Genomic DNA, 17,876 nt, shown 5'->3' on the forward strand with positions numbered 1-17,876 from the left:
TTGAATTCGCCCTCCAAAACACCCTATTTCTCATCATCTAATTGGCCTTCTATGTTAGAATTATCGGCTAGTTCGGAATGCGCTGAGTATCTGATTTAGTTAACTATAATTTAATCACCATGAGTGCTTTTTTAAGTTTTTAGAATGAAAAAATATGAATTAGTTGTTCAAGATATTGTGAGCAAAATTTGCCAAAACAGTATCAGCCATAAGCTTCCTGCAGAACGAGAACTGTCTGAAATATATGGATTATCTCGTTTCACGATTCGTAAAGCACTAGCCAAGCTAGAGGCTATTGGCATGGTGAAATCTAAGGTGGGTTCTGGTTACTTCGTCAACACTTCTCTCATTGGTACACCACTGGTGTACAACTCCATCACTGAAAACAGTTTTGAAGAGATCTCTTATAAAAAGCTCCAGTTGAATAAAGCGCTACCCGATAACCACGAACAGCAGATTTTTTCTTTAGACGACAATGACTACATCTGGAAAATTAGACGGCTTCGATTGATTAACAACAAAGTAGTTCAGATTGAAGAAGCCAAGATCCCTGTCAGTGTCTTCCCAGAAATGAATGCCGAGATCATTGAAAGCTCAATCCAGAAACATGCATTGGCGAAAGGTCTTCAGATCGATAGCTACTTAACAACGTATCAAGCGATCAATGTTTCTAAAGAAGATGCGGAGTTGCTCGGCTGCAAAAAAAATGCGGCGGCGATGAATATCACCAACCGAGGCTTCTTAGCATCAGGTGAGCTGTTCATCGTCAGCGATATCATCGACATCAACTACCAATGCACCTACCACACGCCTTTTAACAGTGAGAGCATGAGCTTCCGAGACAAAAAGTAACGGTTTGATTTGTATTGAGCCACTTTGTCGTCCCTCGTTTAATTTCTCTAGCTTACGTATCTCCCTAAAAACAACAACCCGCACAGTGGCGGGTTGTCAGTAGAATTGAATCAACTGATATTAGAATTCGTAGTACAAACGTACGCGAGCACCAAAATCATCGTCTTCAGAGAACGCAGATGTATTGGTCGTTTCGTTGTCGACCGTTGTGTAGTAAGTACCAAGAAGCACAGAGAAGTCTTGTACTTCAAGTACATTCTGGAACTCGTAAGATGCATAACCCGTGTTAACCGTCACATCACCTTTTGCCCATGTGGAATCATATTCGTTCGCACCATAGATGTAACCGATACCGAAGTTGTTATAAAGCGCGTTCAAACCTGCGGTTGCATTGGTCTCATCTACTGCATCTAAGTAAGCAAAGTTAGCGTTAACGCTCCAAGAATCATTAGACCAATTACCTGTTAGGCCGTAACCAGTTCGGTCAGAGATATCTTTACCCGAGGTGTCGACAACGGCATCGCTGACTAAGTTAGTTTCCATTGAGGCTGCAACAGTAAAGTCACCCATTTTATATGACACAACCGGGCGAACAAGGAAGGCATCTTTGGCGTTGTCGTGGTCTACGTCCACACCATGGTAGCTATCAGAGAACAAGTCAGAGCGGTCACCGATCATCGTACCAACCTCGACATACAGATCCCCAAAACTTTGGCTATACATCAACTGACCATCAGAACCACGACCGCGAGCTTCTTTCATCTGATACACATAAGCGCTGCCACCCGTATAAAGTTCATTTGAGGTATCACCTGAATACTCTAGGAAAACATCGAGGCCGACAGGAAACATATCGTAGGCTTCAAAACGACCCGCTTTGATCGCCCACCCGTCTTTTTTGCCGAACTCAAAGTAGGCATCATCGAGTGCGACATTGCCTGTGCTTTCAAATAGAGGCTGCGCTTTAACCCCAACATAATGACCATTACTGGTGTACTTTTCGCCAGCGAACTCAATCAGAACTCGACCATCTTGGTTGAACTCTGCGTCACCGTTATCATTCGATTCTCTATCTTGGTAGTTGAAGTTCAGCTCCACGTTACCACCGACAGAGAAGTTACCTTCTTCTGTATCAACAATGGCAATGCCTGCATGAGCTCCCATTGCAGAAGAAACTAAAACAGTAGCTAAAGACAGCTTGAATGTGCTTTTCATATAAACCCTAATATTATTTTATTGTTATTAGTTGCATAGCAACTTTTTGAACTTCAAGTTGAAATATATGGACAGTATTCGACTCGATTTCTAGGGCGTATATTTACTAATTAACTCCTCACTCACAATATTATCCATCTGGAATTGTAGACCTAAATCACTGTTTTATATTTATAAAAACATCCTTTAAATTCAATACTTTAAACATAAATCGTAAAATTAAAAACTAAAATAATCTCTATTGCACAATACAGGTTAAATAACAGTCAAAACTTGGGTGGTTTTATAGCAATACGCTAAACCACTTAATTTAGATATATTAAACTATTTTAATAACCATCATATTTTTTATTGGGATTTAAATTAACCAAAGGTTAATGAAGCAGTATTTAAAATATTAATAGTGATAATTAATGTACATCATTACTTTTTGATGAGCCATTTAAATAAATTAGCCCATATCAAAAAGATAAAAATTAAAAGTGGGTAAATTAATTTTCGAAATTATAGTGGGACGTTTTCATTAAAGTCTGTCTGTTATTGCCGAACTATTTAAAGTCAGTTAATTGAAGGTATGTGAGAGGTAATACTAATAGTTTGGATATGAAAATTCTGATTACTTGCTGATTGATTAGCTAGTTAAGTAACAGCAAAAAATTGAGAACGAAGACTGACAAAGAAGCTAAAACGAACGGTAATTTTCAGACAAAAAAATGGCCGCTATCTGCGGCCATTTTGGTTAACTCAATGAGTTATGGAGTGTGAATCGCGCCATCAGGAAGGCGACTTTGAGTCCACTCGTGGGGGCGATACATAACAGGGAACTCGGCTGCAACCTCTTGGTCGATTTCAACACCAATACCTGCGATTTCAGAAGCGTATAAGTAGCCATTAATTGGCTCTGCAGCGTTCGGGAATACCTTGTGCGTATTCTCGTTGTACTCAACATGTTCTTGAATGGCGGCATTGTGTAAATGCACATTCAAATGCGTGTTTACCGCTGCGCCAATTGGCGTCATATCTGGTGGGCAATGCCATGCAATACGAACACCAAAGTTCTGACATAGATGGCCGAGTTTCAAAGCAGGAGTAATGCCACCAATCTGTGAAACATGGCAACGAATGAAATCAATACGACGATTAGCAATCAATGATTTCCACTCTTCAGGGTTATTAAATAACTCCCCTAAACCTAATGAAACTGAGCTTTGGCTACGAATATTATCCAACCATTCCGTTTGATTTGGCGGCAGAATATCTTCAATGAAGTAAGGCTTATATTGCTCGACTTCTTTGGCAAATTGTATCGCTTGGTTCGGGAATAGGCGCTCATGAACATCATGAAGAATATGGAATTGGTTACCATATTTCTCTCTCAACGACTTAAACATCGTTAGAGTATTGTCCATGTACTGATCTTGGTCGTAGTACGAACCTTCAGTCGGGTTTTGAGTGGTATGCAAATCGGTTGGAACGCCGCCATAGAAACCAAGCTGACAACGAATGTGCTTGTAGCCTTTGTCTAGGAAAGATTCCACCAGCTCATAAATGCCTTCCATCGTGTCGCTAGTCGCGTGTGTGTATACAGGAATAGCATCACGAGACTTACCACCAAATAATTGGTGTAACGGCATGCCCGCCAATTTAGCTTTAATATCCCACAGTGCCATATCAACACCGGAAATTGCATTATTGATAACAGGGCCATTTCGCCAATAAGCGTTGACCATCATCATTTGCCATAAGTCTTCAATATTATTGGCGTTTTTACCAATAAGAATAGGTTTTAAATATTCATCGACCATTGTTTTTACAGCAAGCGGTCTTTGTTGGAATGTCGCACAGCCAAACCCAGTCACGCCTTCATTCGTTTCAACCACCACGGTAATGAGATTGTGTCTGTCTGGTTTAGTAATAATACAATGGATATCAGATATAATAGTTTCTTTCACAATTAAATAACCTAAACTTAAGTCAACTCCTATTATCAAACCGCTTTAAAAACCACATTTCAAGCGCTAATTTTTCGTAAAAATAATTGGTACGTTAAGTGATTTTTTTTGATAAACAAAACATACCAATTGGCCAAAAACGGTGAAAAAATAATTTTTCGGATTTTAAGTGTGATTGAGATCTCTTTTTACTCCGTTGGATTTAAATTGGTTGTCGTTATGATTACTCGAGTTAAATATATTCCAATAACAGGTGTAGTATGCAAATGGTAGAAAAGAGTGATGCCGTTATTAATAACTCGAAGTCATCATCGAAGAAGAAAAATTTCAAAGAAAATATACAGTTATTAATCACTGCACTTGGTGGTGAAGACAATATCGTGAGTATCACGCACTGTATGACAAGGCTGAGATTCAAATTAGCCGACGAGTCGCTGGTAGACGAAGAAGCAATCAAGCAGATCGCAGATGTGAAAGGTGTGGTACTTCAACAGGGCCAAACTCAAGTCATCATCGGTGTTGAGGTAGAAAAGTGGTTCAACGCGCTATCAAACACTCAACAAGCTGACGCAACTCCGGCTGATGAGCTAGAGAAAGGTAAGCTGTTCCAAGGCGTGATGCGCATTGTCGCAGGCATCTTTGGTCCGGTTGTACCCGCAATCGCTGGCGCGGGTATGTTGATGGGCCTGTTGTCTGGTCTTATTGCAACCAATGTTATCTCTGAAACCTCAGACACAGTTTACTTCTTCCGTTCTATCTCTGTTGCTGTGTTCTTCTTCTTACCTATGCTGGTTTCTTTCTCTGCAGCTAAGGTATTCAAAGTAAACGAATACATTGCCCTTGCTGTCTCTTCTGCAATGCTAGCGCCTCTGCTCGTTGATAAAGCAACAATGCTAAAAGACGCAGGTGCTGCTCCGGAGCTGACGGTTCTTGGCGTGGTTCCTATTGAACTTCTTAACTACGGCGGCGCTATCGTACCAGCGATTCTAGCAATCTGGTTATTGTCGAAAGTGACTCCGTTAGTTGACCGTCTAGTTCCTTCTTCTGCGAAGCCTGTATTTACGCCACTGCTTGCCTTTACGGTAACTTCGACCATCACGCTATCATTTGTTGGCCCTGCTGGTATCTGGCTAAGTAACGGCGCGGGTTGGGTAATGAGCTCACTACTGGAAATCTCTCCGACGTTAACCGGCTTTGTGTTTGGTCTAACTCGCCCGATCACCATCGTATTTGGTATCCACCACAGCATGACACCGATCAGCCTGAACAACTTTGCACTGTATGGTAAGGATCTACTTATGCCAATCATGTGTTTGGGTAACATGGCAATTGCTGGCGCGACAATGGCTATCTGGCACAAGCAACGTAAAACGGTATCTAAAGAGCAATCTTCAATTACGATGGGTTCAAGTGTTACCGCTATCTTAGGCATCACGGAGCCGGCTCTATTTGGTGTCCTCACTAAATACACCAAAGCGATGATGACCGCGAGTTTGGCTGCAGGTGTGTTCGGTGCTATCTCGGTAACAATCGATACGCACTTAACAAGCTACATTCTTTCTTCTGTATTCAGCTTGCCAGCTTACCTTGCAGGCGGTACGCAAAACTTCATTCAAGCACTGATGGGCGTGGTGGGTGTATTTGCACTGTCTTTCGTCCTAACGATGTTGTTCGTAAAACTAGACAACAAGTAATCGGCTAGTCTCACTCCCGTAAGATTAGAATCGAAAAAGCATGACCATATCTCGTTATGGTCATGCTTTCTTCAATACGAACAAATCCAACCTTTCCTTTCTAAGGCTATATTATGACCCACATCGCAATCATCGGTGAGTGCATGATTGAACTGAATGGGGCTCCATTTGGCAACATGCATCAAAGCTATGGTGGAGACACATTAAACGCGGCAATCTATTTGAACCGCAGCGCTGCGGTTAGCAATCCCATGAGCTGCAATAACACTGCGAATCCAGCGATACGAACTAGCTATGTCTCAGCGCTAGGCTCAGACGCTATCAGCCAAGAGATGCTTAACCGATGGCAAGATGAAGGACTATCAACCGAGTTCGTGCTTATTGATGAACAACGTTCACCCGGCCTCTATCTTATTCAACTCGACGATGTTGGTGAGCGCACCTTCCTATACTGGCGTAACGATTCGGCGGCTCGCTACATGGTACAGCACCCCGATTTCGATAAGATCGCCAACCAACTTCGTGATGTTGATATGGTGTTTCTAAGTGGTATTTCCCTCGCGATACTGCCACACAGCGACCAACTAAGGTTGCTCACGATCATCGAAGGCCTGCGTGAACGTGGCGTTACCATCGCCTTTGATAGTAACTATCGACCAAAGTTATGGAGCTCAGAGGCCGCAACTAAAGAATGCTATCTATTGGGTTATAAAACGACCGATATAGCCCTAGTCACGTTCGATGATGAACAACTGTTGTGGAGCGATCAAACACCACAAGACACCATAACAAGACTGCATTCACTCGGCGTCAAAACCGTTGTTGTCAAGCTGGGTGCTGAAGGCTGCTTGATCAGCGAAAGCCCCGTAAATGAGCCCGTAAAAATCACAACGACACCTGTCGAGACTGTGGTGGATAGCACCTCTGCTGGCGACTCTTTTAACGGTGGTTTCTTATCTTGCTATCTCGCTGGAGGTTCTATTGAAGAAGCCTGCCATCAAGGTAATGCATTAGCCAGATTGGTGATTCAACATCATGGCGCAATCATCCCAAAATCCATCACCGACACTCTTTCAAACTGATATTAAGAAGTACACATGTCTACAATTAACGAACAGCTAAAAGCACTTAAAGTTATCCCTGTTATCGCCATTGATAACGCAGAGGATATTATCCCTCTAGGCAAAGTATTGGCTGAGAATGGACTTCCAGCGGCTGAGATTACGTTCCGTTCAGACGCCGCTGTTGAAGCTATCCGACTACTTCGAGAAGCTCAGCCTGATATGCTGATCGGCGCGGGCACCATCTTGAACCGTGAGCAAGCACTGGCCGCGAAAGAAGCAGGCGCAACGTTTGTGGTATCACCAGGCTTTAACCCGAACACGGTTAAAGCATGCCAAGAGATCGGCATCGACATCATCCCAGGTGTGAATAATCCAAGCACCGTTGAAGCGGCATTAGAAATGGGCTTAACAACCTTGAAGTTCTTCCCAGCAGAAGCATCTGGTGGGATCAGCATGGTTAAATCGCTCGTTGGCCCATACGGCGATATTCGACTCATGCCAACTGGCGGTATCACGCCATCAAACATCGATAACTACTTAGCAGTGCCTCAAGTATTAGCTTGCGGTGGTACATGGATGGTGGACAAGAAGCTGGTTATAAACGGGGAGTGGGACGAGATCGCACGCCTAACACGCGAGATTGTTGAGCAGGTGAATCGTTAAGCGATAACGTTCTAGAAAGAACAAGTTCGCTTGATTCTATAGCAACAAAGCCACAGCACATGCTGTGGCTTTTGTTTTATCGAGTTGTATCAATACCGCTAACTGTCCGTCGTCGTTAACGGCCTTTTCCCATCACACGCTCCTTTCTCAAGGTCATATAGCGGGCTGGCCCCATGACTGCTCCATCGGTGATCTTCCCTAGCCAGTTTTCTATATTGAGTCGGCGTAACCCCAATGTACGTTTGGAAGGTTTCATAGAATCGGCTGCTCGAATTGAAGCCCACCGTGAGTGATATATCGAGAATGGTTCTATCCGTATCACTCAGCAAAGCACGAGCGTGGTTGATGCGCATCGCGGTAATGTACTGCTTAATGGTCATCTGCATCGTTCGCTGAAATACGTTCATCGCATAGTTGCTATGTAATCCGATATGTTCAGCGATACCTTTAACGGTTAATGGCTGATTATGGTGAGTCGCAATGTATTCCAACATCTGGCTGACATAGAATTGGGAGTGTTTCGATACCCCTTTTTTGGGCGACTTATCCTGTCGATTTACCAGCAGTTGTTGCCAACCATCAAGGCAGATTCGTTTAAGCATTAAGCCAATTTCATCCATAGCCAACTGTTGACGACTTTCGGACGAATGTTTTATCTCTTGTGCCCAACGGGAGATTTCAAACTCACTGATCAACGAACAGGAATTCGATTGCAATACACTGCCGTGAGTTATCTGATGAACAAAATCCCGACTAAGAGCCCACGACATAAAATGGTGAATCGGTATGTTAATGATCCCCATATTATGGCATTGACCTGGATTGGTAAGTCGATGGGGTACCGATGCCCAAAACAAGCCAATCGATCCGCTTTTAACCACAACCGGGCTGCCGTTAATGATGTACTCCACATCATCCCCAAAGGGAATATTCACCTCAACTTGACCATGCCAGTGATAGCCTGGCATGGAGTGAGGCGCTCTGAGTTCGATATCGATTTTCTCATAAGAAGAATAGAGAGAAAGCGGACTTACCGACACAGTCTCGGATGAGTACTTATCTAAAGTGATAATTCTCACCGTATCTGAGGCTGATTGCGGCATATCTCGCTCCTTAGGAAATCGTATAGCTGAGTTTTAGCAGTTCCTCGATAATAAAACTCTGAAGGCGATCATAGAGCCGCAGTACCCCAATTCATAAGATCATCACGATGTGATTAGAGTCAGTATCTTAAGTGCAAAACTCGCTTCATTGCATAAGCTCTCTCCTTAAAAGCCAGCAAGTTGTCCCATTTCCTAAGATTTTCATTGGGTGATTTAAAAATATTAGAAAACGGGAGAGCTATTAGATTATCTGAGACGAATCGACATGGGTTCTAGGTGTAATTTATCTGCATCAACAAAGAACTCAGAGAGATAAAGGATTCCACTATGCAAAGCCCTAAGATCACATTCATCGGTGCTGGCTCAACCATTTTTGTTAAGAACATTCTTGGTGACGTTTTCCACCGTTCGGCATTACAGAACGCTCATGTCGCCTTGATGGATATTGATGAGACCCGTTTAGAAGAGTCTCACCTTGTCGTCAGTAAGTTGATGGAATCATCAGGCGCTACTGGCTCTATTTCATGTCACTTAAATCAGAAAGAAGCGCTACAAGACGCAGATTTTGTCGTCATCGCTTTCCAAATCGGCGGTTATGAACCTTGTACCGTTACCGATTTCGACGTGTGTAAGCGCCATGGTCTGGAACAAACCATCGCAGACACACTTGGCCCGGGCGGTATTATGCGTTCGCTACGCACAGTCCCGCATCTTTGGAGTGTCTGTGACGATATGACTGAGGTTTGCCCGAACGCGACCATGCTCAACTACGTCAACCCAATGGCAATGAACACATGGGCAATGTACGAGAAGTATCCACACATTAAACAAGTCGGTTTATGTCACTCTGTACAAGGTACTGCTGAAGAACTAGCACGAGACCTAGACTTAGATTACGTAGACCTTCGCTACACCTGCGCTGGCATCAACCACATGGCTTACTACCTTACCCTCGAAAAGAAAACAGCAAGTGGCAAGTACGTCGACATTTATCCTGACCTACTGGAAGCCTTTGAGAGTGGCCAAGTACCGAAACCGGGTATTTATCACAATGGTCGCTGCACCAACTTAGTCCGCTATGAGATGTTTAAGAAGCTTGGCTACTTCGTGACAGAGTCTTCTGAACATTTTTCTGAATACACCCCCTACTTTATCAAGCCAAATCGTCCAGATTTAATCGAACGTTATAAAGTGCCACTGGATGAATACCCTAAGCGTTGTGTCGAACAAATTGCAGATTGGAAGAAAGACCTTCAAGAGTTCAAAACGGCCGATAAGATCACCGTTGAAGAATCTCATGAGTACGCTAGCACCATCATGAACTCCATCTGGACAGGTATACCGAGCGTCATCTATGGCAACGTTAAAAACGAAGCCTTAATCGATAACTTACCGCAAGGTTGCTGTGTTGAGGTCGCTTGTTTAGTTGATGCGAATGGTGTGCAACCGATCAAAGTTGGTCACCTACCAAATCACTTAGCGGCATTGATGCAAACCAACATCAACGTTCAAACTCTATTAACCGAAGCCATTCTCACTGAAAACCGCGACCGTATTTATCATGCTGCGATGCTTGATCCTCATACCGCCGCAGTACTTGGAATAGAAGAGGTATACGCGCTGGTTGATGACTTAATTGAGGCTCATCAAGGTTGGTTGCCAGAGTGGGTTAACAAGTAATTTCATACTAATAAAAATACAATAACGTGAATATTAACGCCTTCTCTGTGAGGAGGCGTAAGGAGTGGCAATGAGTATCTCAATGAATACCAAGCTCAGTTATGGCTTTGGCGCATTTGGTAAAGACTTCGCAATCACCATCGTCTATATGTACCTAATGTTTTACTACACGGATGTGGTCGGTATTTCTGCCGCTGCAGTCGGCACTATTTTCCTCGTCGCGCGTATCTGGGATGCGGTCAATGACCCAATTATGGGATGGCTGGTCAATAACACCCGCACTCGTTGGGGTAAATTCAAGCCTTGGATTTTAATCGGCACACTCGCCAATTCAGTCGTTCTATTGATGGTGTTTAGTGCTCACTATATCGAAGGCCCTTGGCTAATCGCTTACGCTGCTGTCACCTATATTCTTTGGGGCATGACCTACACATTAATGGATATTCCTTTTTGGTCATTGGTTCCAACACTCACCTTGGATAAGCGTGAACGTGAAGAGCTCGTCCCATACCCTCGCTTCTTTGCTAGCCTAGCTTGGATTGTAACTGCAGCTATCGCGATGCCTTTCGTGAATTACGTAGGTGGTGACGACAAAGGGTTCGGCTTCCAGATTTTTACACTCTTGTTGATCGCTTGTTTCTTGGTATCAACTTTCATTACATTGCGTAATGTGAAGGAACGTTATTCAACCGCCAACCTAGACACGACTCAACCTGAAGAAAAGGTTTCACTGAAAAAGCTACTGTCACTTATCTACAAAAACGACCAACTGACCAGTGTTCTGTGTATGGCGTTGTCTTACAACCTTGCGACCAACATTATTACCGCCTTCGCGGTTTACTACTTCACTTATGTGGTCGGAAATGAAGAGCTATTCCCGTACTACATGGCGTATGCAGGTATCGCGAACCTTATCACTCTAGTGTTGTTCCCTAAACTTGCGAAAATGTTCTCACGCCGAGTTTTATGGGCCTGTGCCTCCACTTTCCCTATCTTAGGCAGCGCGGTACTCATCTACGTCGGCATGTATGACAAACAAAGTATTCTGCTGATATCAACGGCAGGCGTCTTCCTACAAATCGGTACCGCTCTGTTCTGGGTACTGAACGTGATTATGGTGGCAGACACGGTCGATTATGGTGAGTTTAAACTGGGTTCTCGTTGTGAAAGTATCGCTTACTCGGTTCAAACTCTGGTTGTAAAAGCAGGCTCAGCATTTGCCGCTTTCTTTATCGGTATCGCCCTCACTGCAGTTGACTATGTGCCCAACGTAACGCAAAGCCCTGAAACCGTATTCGGCATGCAATGCATCATGGTCGGCCTACCGGCTTTCTTCTTTGCCATTGCGTTAATCATCTACTTCCGCTTCTACAAACTGAACGGCGCATACCACCAAAAGATTCAAGATCACTTAACCGAGAAATACGACCACATTACAAACGATGACTCAAGCACAGGAGAAGCTTCGAAGCCAACCAAACCAGTACAAGCAATTTAGATCCAAGTAATAAGTCAAAGAAACTGGGGACAGAAAAGTCAAAACAATCAGCACATCATCGATGCAAAAAATCCCGGAAACTAAAAAGCCTAGCGAGTAATCGCTAGGCTTTCGTACATTAAAACAATAAGTGAGATTAGGGGAAAGGTTGCCAATCATCAGTTCAAATCAGGTGAACTGCACCAGTCTTCAGAACTTCTTTATTTTAGCGGGTCATTATCCGGCAGTGCCTTATGAAGCCAGAGTGCTAAACGCTTCTTAATGTTCGCGCCATCAAGCTTATCGTCCGGTAACGGTGTGATCTGATTGACTTCAACCAGGAACAAGTACACCGCTTTAACCTTTATCGGTTGGGATGAATTTGGCAAATCAAAACCTTGTAGCTTTGCCATCTTAAAACCGACTTCAACTGCTTTTTTTACCAGCTTATCTTCATTAATGATCTTCGCGGTTTTCGACATATCATCTCCATCATCTTTATCGAATGAATACTGAGTATATCAAACCGAAAAACTCACAAGATTACTTCGTTCTCAATTTGAGGAATAGCTTTGATAAATAACAAACTCCAAATACGGAAAAGCCCAAAGTTATTAGCTTTGGGCTTTTTGATACCAGTAATCATTAACTCAACAACACACTTAATATAAGTGTGCAAATTCTTCGATTCGACTCTTACCGCGCAATAATAAAAAGTTCAAAAAGAGGGATGTTGAGGTCGTGATTATTTTGTCTTCTTCCACACCGTGCTTTTCAAGTAATGCTTTTACAAGACCCAAATGAGCAATCTCTTCACAGAAATGCGCATCAGAACCTGTAGTAAAGTAAACGCCAACTCGCTTGCCGATCTCGACAATTTTTGAGCATCGCACATCGCTTCCTTTTCGGCTCTTGCCTGTCAATGACGTATTGTTCACTTCAATCGCAACATTGTGCTCCTTTGCGCACAGCAGGACCGCTTCCATATCGAACTCGTAGTTTGGGTTCCCTAAGTGCCCTAGCACATCAACTTTGCCACTCTTAATGACGTTGATTAACGCCTGTGTATGTTCTTGTTCCGTCGATGGCTTGAAAACTGGCTCATGTAAGCTCGCAATCACCCAGTCTAAGTGTTGGTAAGAAGAGGGAGGAAGATCCAACTCTCCAGCAGTGTTCAGTGTGTTGGCTTCCACACCACGCAAGATACCTACATCGTGCAGAAAGCGGGGCAAAATCCTTTGGTTATTGAAAAACCAGTAGTGGGGGGCTCCCGGCATTTCAGGAGCATGATCCGTTGTGCAAAGGAGTTTTAGCCCCTTATTTTTCGATGCCAGTGCATTTTCGATAATGGTGCTATAGGCATGGCCACTTGCCAATGTATGAGTATGGCTGTCGACAACAATCTCCATTATGACCTCCTAAATTGTTTAATTGATTTGAAACGAGCCGTCTTGATTCATGAAGAGTGTTAGGTCAGCAGGGATAGAATGGTCTAACACTTTATCGACGTTCTTTGAGTCTGAATTTTTATAGAACTCGACCGCCTCTTCTAATGTGGTACCTCCTCGCACCTTGCGGTTTACTAAGCGCTCTTCGAGGAACTTAGCGTCGGTGTCTATGAAGATGGTGAAATCAGCCAACTCATGCAATCCATTCCAAACAGGCTCGTTCAGTAACAACCAGTTGCCTTCAATCACGACAATTTCCTTGTCTACCGAGATTGCGTCATCCACAGGATCATGAAGATTTCTATCGTAATACGGCCACGTAGGATTTTTTACTTTCAGCTGTTTCAACTTATCGATCAACGAGGTTAGATTGAACGTTTCGTGAGAACCTTTAATGGTACGGAGTTTAATTTTCTCTTCATCACGAACGATGTAGTTTGAGTCCAATATCTCATTGGGGTAATGAAAACCGTCAAATGGCAATACCTGAAGTGGCTCAACGTTGGTTTGTTGATGGGACAAATGCTCCCAAAACGCGGCTAACGTCGATTTACCACTGCCAGGAGGGGCACACAAAAAGATAATCGTACGCTCTTTTTTCTGCTCAAAAAGTCGCGTAAATTTTTCAACCAGTGGTTTATGAATCTGTTCAATATCTTTATCAGGGAATGTCGCTTCGGTTTCAAAGCCACTCACATTTAAGGAAACTTTCATGTTCAACCTTATCCTAATATCTCTTTCTCAATACTTTCCAACAAGTTCTCGCAACAGAGTTTCAACACTGTTTTAATCAGCGACTCGTAACGTGTTTGAGTGAATGAATCGAATGACGAGAATTTTAATTGGTTAATTGAATCTAAGTAGAAGCTATCTTTGCCTTTAGAGAGGTTTGATTGATTACTGATGAAGTCGTAAACCATGTCATCGCCAAATGTCAGCACTTGCGATTGCTTACTAGTGTATTCATACATTTGATCGAATAAGCCAATATCTGCGTAGGTTTCCAAAGAGATCTTACCCATCGCAAACATCAATTTAGAGGCGACGTCGGTTGTCACAAGAGGCCCATCTTCTTTTAAAAGAGGTACGACGGCGTACTCCATCACCAAAGCATCTTGAACAAACACGTTCGGTAATAGCTTTTTCAGTTTTTGGTTTATTAACTTATTAGACGCTTCGAGCAAACTCGTCGCGGAATCACACTGTTCCAATGCATCCAATAATTCATCTTGCAACAAAATATCAATTACCTCATGAAGCTGTGGTGGCTGGCTCGCCACCACAATAATGAACCATATTAAACGGTTAAGCTCACATCATAAAATTCAAGTAGCGCTTTTTCTGCCAATTCATTCCAAACGTAATTATTGGCTTTCAAGATTTCATCAAGCTCCAGGAAGAATGGAGACTGCTCTGCCAGTGTATGGAATTGGTCCATCGCTGTCAGCGGCAAGTCGATATGTGGGTAAATCAATTTCTTGCCACCCGGAATATCTAACTGATTGAGAATTGTATGCGGTGCTGCTTCTAGACCACCAACGTGTGTCAGCATAAATGAAGGGTTGATTTTATTCGCTTCTGAAAGCTCAATAGACTCGACCATATCACCCGTAGAGCCACCAGAAGTGCCAACAATGTGAGTCGCTTCGTAGTGAACGTTATAGAAGTTGAATGGTACTTTGAACTGCTTGTCCGTTGGGCCAGCAAAGAAATTTAAGCAACCATCATTGCCTAGCAACTCATCCGCTTGCTCAAGCACTTGTGCAACCGCGGCATACACCATGACATCATCATACCCCTTACCATCATTCAACTGCTTAAGGTGTGAGACAGGATCTTCTAACTTAGCGGTATTCACATAGAACAGTTCGATACCGTTCTCTGCTGCTTTTGATACAGGAATTAGGCTCGCAGCTCGCTCTAGGCGCGCTTCGTCAATATCGGTGACAACGATTCGACTTGGTTTGACTGGACCATTAATCGCGTAGTCAATTGCACCAATACCCATAGGGCCTGCACATGCTAACAATGCAAGAGCACCGCCCTCTTTGATGCCCATTTGATGTTCATATACGTAAGGCGTTGTATGGTAGCTTGCGTGGAACGCACCAATGATGCATGACATTGGCTCTGCAAGCGATGCGTTTGCATAGTAAGAGCTCTTGTATGGCAGAACACAGTCTAAATCAATCGCTACCTTAGGGATGATTGAGTACGTCGCGTTACCACCAAATGTCTCATAGCTGTAGCCTGCTGAGTAGCCTGTTGGCAAGCCCATAGCAGGTTGCAGTACAAAAGGTTCACCTGCCGTAAAACGACCTTTCAGGTTTGCACCCACTTCCACAATCACACCTGCGTATTCGTGGCCTGTCATTACGGGAACTTCAGCAATATTTCCCGGTACACGTTTATGGTTGCTGCCTAACAGTGCTGCTTTGTAAGTAGAAAGACAGATGCTGTTTGAGATATTTTTAACTAAAAGTTCATCATCAGAAATTTTTGGAAGATCGAACGTTCTAAGTTGAACATCTTTTTCACCACGGATAACAGCAGCAGTTGTTTGAGTCATGATTTTCTCTCCGAAAGTGGGACCACTGAGTGGCCCCAAAATTTAAATTAAGCTTGTTGACCAATGGTGTTCATTAGGTTGTCTAATGCAGGGTCATGTAAGAAGTTCTTGATAGTCACTACTGGTAAACCCGTTGCTTTAATCGCTCTATTCTCTAGACTCTCGTGAGTCACCACCACATCGGCATCAGTTGGGACTTTTTCGATGGCAAAGTTTTTAACTTGAACATCGTAGCCAGCTTTTTCTAGTTTGCGTTTGAAAGTCGATGCTCCCATGGCGCTTGAGCCCATTCCCGCATCACATGCAAAGGCAATAAATTTGATGTTCTTTGCTTCTTTTGGCTGTTCTGTTGAAACCTGAGCTGATGCTTTTGCTACCACACCTTCTGCTTTCATATCTTTCATGTCGGTTATCGACTGTTCAAACTCGTCTTCTGATTGTTCTTTCTTGCTCACTTTCAGGATTGCACTTGCGACAAGGAAAGACACAACCGTTGCTGAAGCCACACCTGCGATGGTTGCGAAGAAGCTGCCTTTTGGTGTGAGAGCTAAGTAAGAGAAAATCGAGCCAGGACTAGGGCCAGCAACCAGACCACCATCAAGTAGGTTGAACGTGGCAATACCTGTCGCCGCACCAGCAATCATCGCAACAATCATGATTGGCTTCATTAGCACGTATGGGAAGTACAGCTCATGGATACCACCGAAGAAGTGAATGATGATTGCACTTGGTGCTGATTTCTTACTTAGACCTTGACCAAATTTCGCGTAAGCCAAAAGCATACCTAGGCCAGGACCTGGGTTTGACGCCACCATAAAGAAGATCGATTTGCCCGTTTCCGCCGCCGCTTGCAGACCTAATGGGTAGTAAATACCTTGATCGATAGCGTTGTTTAGGAACAGTACTTTTGCAGGTTCATTAATAACGGCAAGTAACGGTAGAAAACCAGTTGCTACAAGCGCTTCGATACCCGATTTAACGAATAGGTTCGCAGCAGTCACAGCGGGACCAACAATCGCGTAAGCAAATAGACACATCAACATACCGAAGATACCTAGCGAGAAGTTGTTTACCACCATCTCAAAACCTGAAGGGATCTTGTCTTGTAAGCGTTTATCGATTTGAACGATCACCCAGCCACTCAATGGACCCATGATCATTGCGCCAACAAACATTGGAATCTCAGCGCCAGCGATAACACCCATGGTACCTATCGCACCAGCAACTGCACCACGCTTATCCCCGACAATTTGTCCACCGGTATAACCAATAAGCAGAGGAAGTAAATAAGTGATCATCGGACCCACTAATTCACCAAAATATTCGTTAGGCATCCAACCTGTTGGAATAAATAATGCAGTAATAAAGCCCCATGCAATGAAGGCTCCAATATTTGGCAATACCATCGCGGTCAGATGACCACCAAAAGATTGCACTTTTGCTCTTATATTTGTAGACACGGTATATTCCTTATTTTCAAAGGTTATTCTTAGTAGCTTTTAATAATTTCAAGTACGTCAGCTTTTGAAGATGAAGCCGCCAGCTTGGCAATGTTTTCTTCATCAACTAACATTTCACTAAGTGCTTGAATAACCTCGATGTGTGTATCTGAATCCTTTGCAGCTAATGTTAATAAGACATTCGCTGGTCCCATTTCTGACCCAAAATCCACCGGGTTAGAAAAGACATGAATACCAAGTCCAGTCTTTAGTACACCTGCTTCTGGGCGTGCATGAGGCATAGCAATACCTGGACAAAGAACGTAATAAGGTCCATTATCATGCGTTGACTGAATGATCGCGTCTGCGTAGTTATCGGTAACGTAGCCCTTATCTTGTAGGTAACGAGTCGTTTCCTTAACTGCATCTTCCCACTTGTATTCAGAGTGGTTAATAACATCAATTAGGTCGTGGTCAATAAGGTCATAAAGCATAATATATCCCAGTTATTCTTTGTTCGTTGTTGTTGGGATTATTATCAATGGAAGTAGAAGAATAGAGAAATGGCAATAAAGTAAGATCCAGATCACTTAAATATCAGAGTCAAACGATTAGTTATTCTCTACCTCTCATATTTGTCATGAAATTTAATTACAATTTTATTATTAACAACAAGTCAATAGTTTAAATTTGATAGTAATCCCAGTTATAGGGTTTAAA

The 17,876-nt window shown here is 43.2% G+C and carries 16 protein-coding genes; 6 read left to right on the forward strand and 10 right to left on the reverse strand.

Going from position 1 to position 17,876, the window contains the following annotated elements:
• Nucleotides 1-144: 144 nt before the first annotated feature.
• On the forward strand, nucleotides 145-852 hold the full coding sequence (locus AB6E85_RS01235; RefSeq protein ID WP_017078485.1) for a GntR family transcriptional regulator: 708 nt from the start codon (nucleotides 145-147) through the stop codon (nucleotides 850-852).
• 120 nt (nucleotides 853-972) lie between these two features.
• Here AB6E85_RS01235 and AB6E85_RS01240 read toward each other — a convergent pair whose 3' ends face one another.
• Nucleotides 973-2,067, reverse strand: a complete 1,095-nt coding sequence (locus AB6E85_RS01240; RefSeq protein ID WP_059017772.1) for a carbohydrate porin — start codon at nucleotides 2,065-2,067, stop codon at nucleotides 973-975.
• A 752-nt stretch (nucleotides 2,068-2,819) separates the two neighbouring features.
• The gene (locus AB6E85_RS01245; protein WP_017065858.1) at nucleotides 2,820-4,019 is read right to left on the reverse strand and encodes an enolase C-terminal domain-like protein; all 1,200 of its coding nucleotides are present in this window, start codon (nucleotides 4,017-4,019) and stop codon (nucleotides 2,820-2,822) included.
• Nucleotides 4,020-4,279: 260 nt separating this feature from the next.
• Between AB6E85_RS01245 and AB6E85_RS01250 the strand changes: the two genes are divergently transcribed.
• From AB6E85_RS01250 to AB6E85_RS01260, 3 genes are all read left to right on the forward strand, one after another.
• Nucleotides 4,280-5,713 carry a PTS transporter subunit EIIC gene (locus AB6E85_RS01250; protein WP_017065207.1) on the forward strand — a complete coding sequence of 478 codons (1,434 nt, stop codon included), beginning with the start codon at nucleotides 4,280-4,282 and terminating at the stop codon, nucleotides 5,711-5,713.
• 113 nt (nucleotides 5,714-5,826) lie between these two features.
• Entirely contained in the window at nucleotides 5,827-6,795 is a 969-nt protein-coding gene (locus AB6E85_RS01255; protein ID WP_372141100.1) for a sugar kinase, read from the forward strand.
• Nucleotides 6,796-6,810: 15 nt separating this feature from the next.
• On the forward strand, nucleotides 6,811-7,440 hold the full coding sequence (locus AB6E85_RS01260) for a bifunctional 4-hydroxy-2-oxoglutarate aldolase/2-dehydro-3-deoxy-phosphogluconate aldolase (protein ID WP_372141101.1): 630 nt from the start codon (nucleotides 6,811-6,813) through the stop codon (nucleotides 7,438-7,440).
• Nucleotides 7,441-7,538: 98 nt separating this feature from the next.
• On the opposite strand, the gene melR is transcribed toward AB6E85_RS01260, so the two are convergent.
• On the reverse strand, nucleotides 7,539-8,543 hold the full coding sequence (gene melR / locus AB6E85_RS01265; RefSeq protein ID WP_372141102.1) for a transcriptional regulator MelR: 1,005 nt from the start codon (nucleotides 8,541-8,543) through the stop codon (nucleotides 7,539-7,541).
• A 327-nt stretch (nucleotides 8,544-8,870) separates the two neighbouring features.
• On the opposite strand from melR, the gene AB6E85_RS01270 reads away from it, so the two are divergent.
• Together AB6E85_RS01270 and melB are read left to right on the forward strand one after the other, a co-directional pair.
• Nucleotides 8,871-10,223: an alpha-glucosidase/alpha-galactosidase gene (locus AB6E85_RS01270; RefSeq protein WP_372141103.1), complete on the forward strand. Its 1,353-nt coding sequence runs from the start codon at nucleotides 8,871-8,873 to the stop codon at nucleotides 10,221-10,223.
• A 70-nt stretch (nucleotides 10,224-10,293) separates the two neighbouring features.
• Entirely contained in the window at nucleotides 10,294-11,721 is a 1,428-nt protein-coding gene (gene melB, locus AB6E85_RS01275; RefSeq protein WP_248382784.1) for a melibiose:sodium transporter MelB, read from the forward strand.
• A 200-nt stretch (nucleotides 11,722-11,921) separates the two neighbouring features.
• Here the strand turns inward: melB and AB6E85_RS01280 are convergent, their stop codons facing one another.
• The 7 genes from AB6E85_RS01280 to AB6E85_RS01310 form a co-directional block, all read right to left on the reverse strand.
• Nucleotides 11,922-12,182, reverse strand: coding sequence for a DUF5062 family protein (locus AB6E85_RS01280; protein ID WP_017061084.1), 261 nt, complete (start codon nucleotides 12,180-12,182; stop codon nucleotides 11,922-11,924).
• Between the two features lie 180 nt (nucleotides 12,183-12,362).
• Entirely contained in the window at nucleotides 12,363-13,109 is a 747-nt protein-coding gene (locus tag AB6E85_RS01285) for a phosphatase (protein WP_372141105.1), read from the reverse strand.
• Nucleotides 13,110-13,127: 18 nt separating this feature from the next.
• The gene (locus AB6E85_RS01290) at nucleotides 13,128-13,862 is read right to left on the reverse strand and encodes a nucleoside/nucleotide kinase family protein (RefSeq protein ID WP_372141107.1); all 735 of its coding nucleotides are present in this window, start codon (nucleotides 13,860-13,862) and stop codon (nucleotides 13,128-13,130) included.
• 8 nt (nucleotides 13,863-13,870) lie between these two features.
• On the reverse strand, nucleotides 13,871-14,389 hold the full coding sequence (locus AB6E85_RS01295; RefSeq protein WP_372141239.1) for an MltR family transcriptional regulator: 519 nt from the start codon (nucleotides 14,387-14,389) through the stop codon (nucleotides 13,871-13,873).
• A gap of 56 nt (nucleotides 14,390-14,445) precedes the next feature.
• The gene (locus AB6E85_RS01300) at nucleotides 14,446-15,717 is read right to left on the reverse strand and encodes a zinc-binding dehydrogenase (protein WP_372141109.1); all 1,272 of its coding nucleotides are present in this window, start codon (nucleotides 15,715-15,717) and stop codon (nucleotides 14,446-14,448) included.
• Between the two features lie 47 nt (nucleotides 15,718-15,764).
• Nucleotides 15,765-17,177, reverse strand: a complete 1,413-nt coding sequence (locus AB6E85_RS01305; RefSeq protein ID WP_372141110.1) for a PTS mannitol transporter subunit IICB — start codon at nucleotides 17,175-17,177, stop codon at nucleotides 15,765-15,767.
• A 29-nt stretch (nucleotides 17,178-17,206) separates the two neighbouring features.
• Complete coding sequence (locus AB6E85_RS01310) at nucleotides 17,207-17,650, reverse strand: PTS sugar transporter subunit IIA (RefSeq protein ID WP_372141111.1); 444 nt, start codon at nucleotides 17,648-17,650, stop codon at nucleotides 17,207-17,209.
• Nucleotides 17,651-17,876 lie beyond the last annotated feature (226 nt).

The sequence above is a fragment of the Vibrio sp. 10N.247.311.51 genome (assembly GCF_041467855.1).
Classification (GTDB): Bacteria; Pseudomonadota; Gammaproteobacteria; order Enterobacterales; family Vibrionaceae; genus Vibrio; species Vibrio coralliirubri.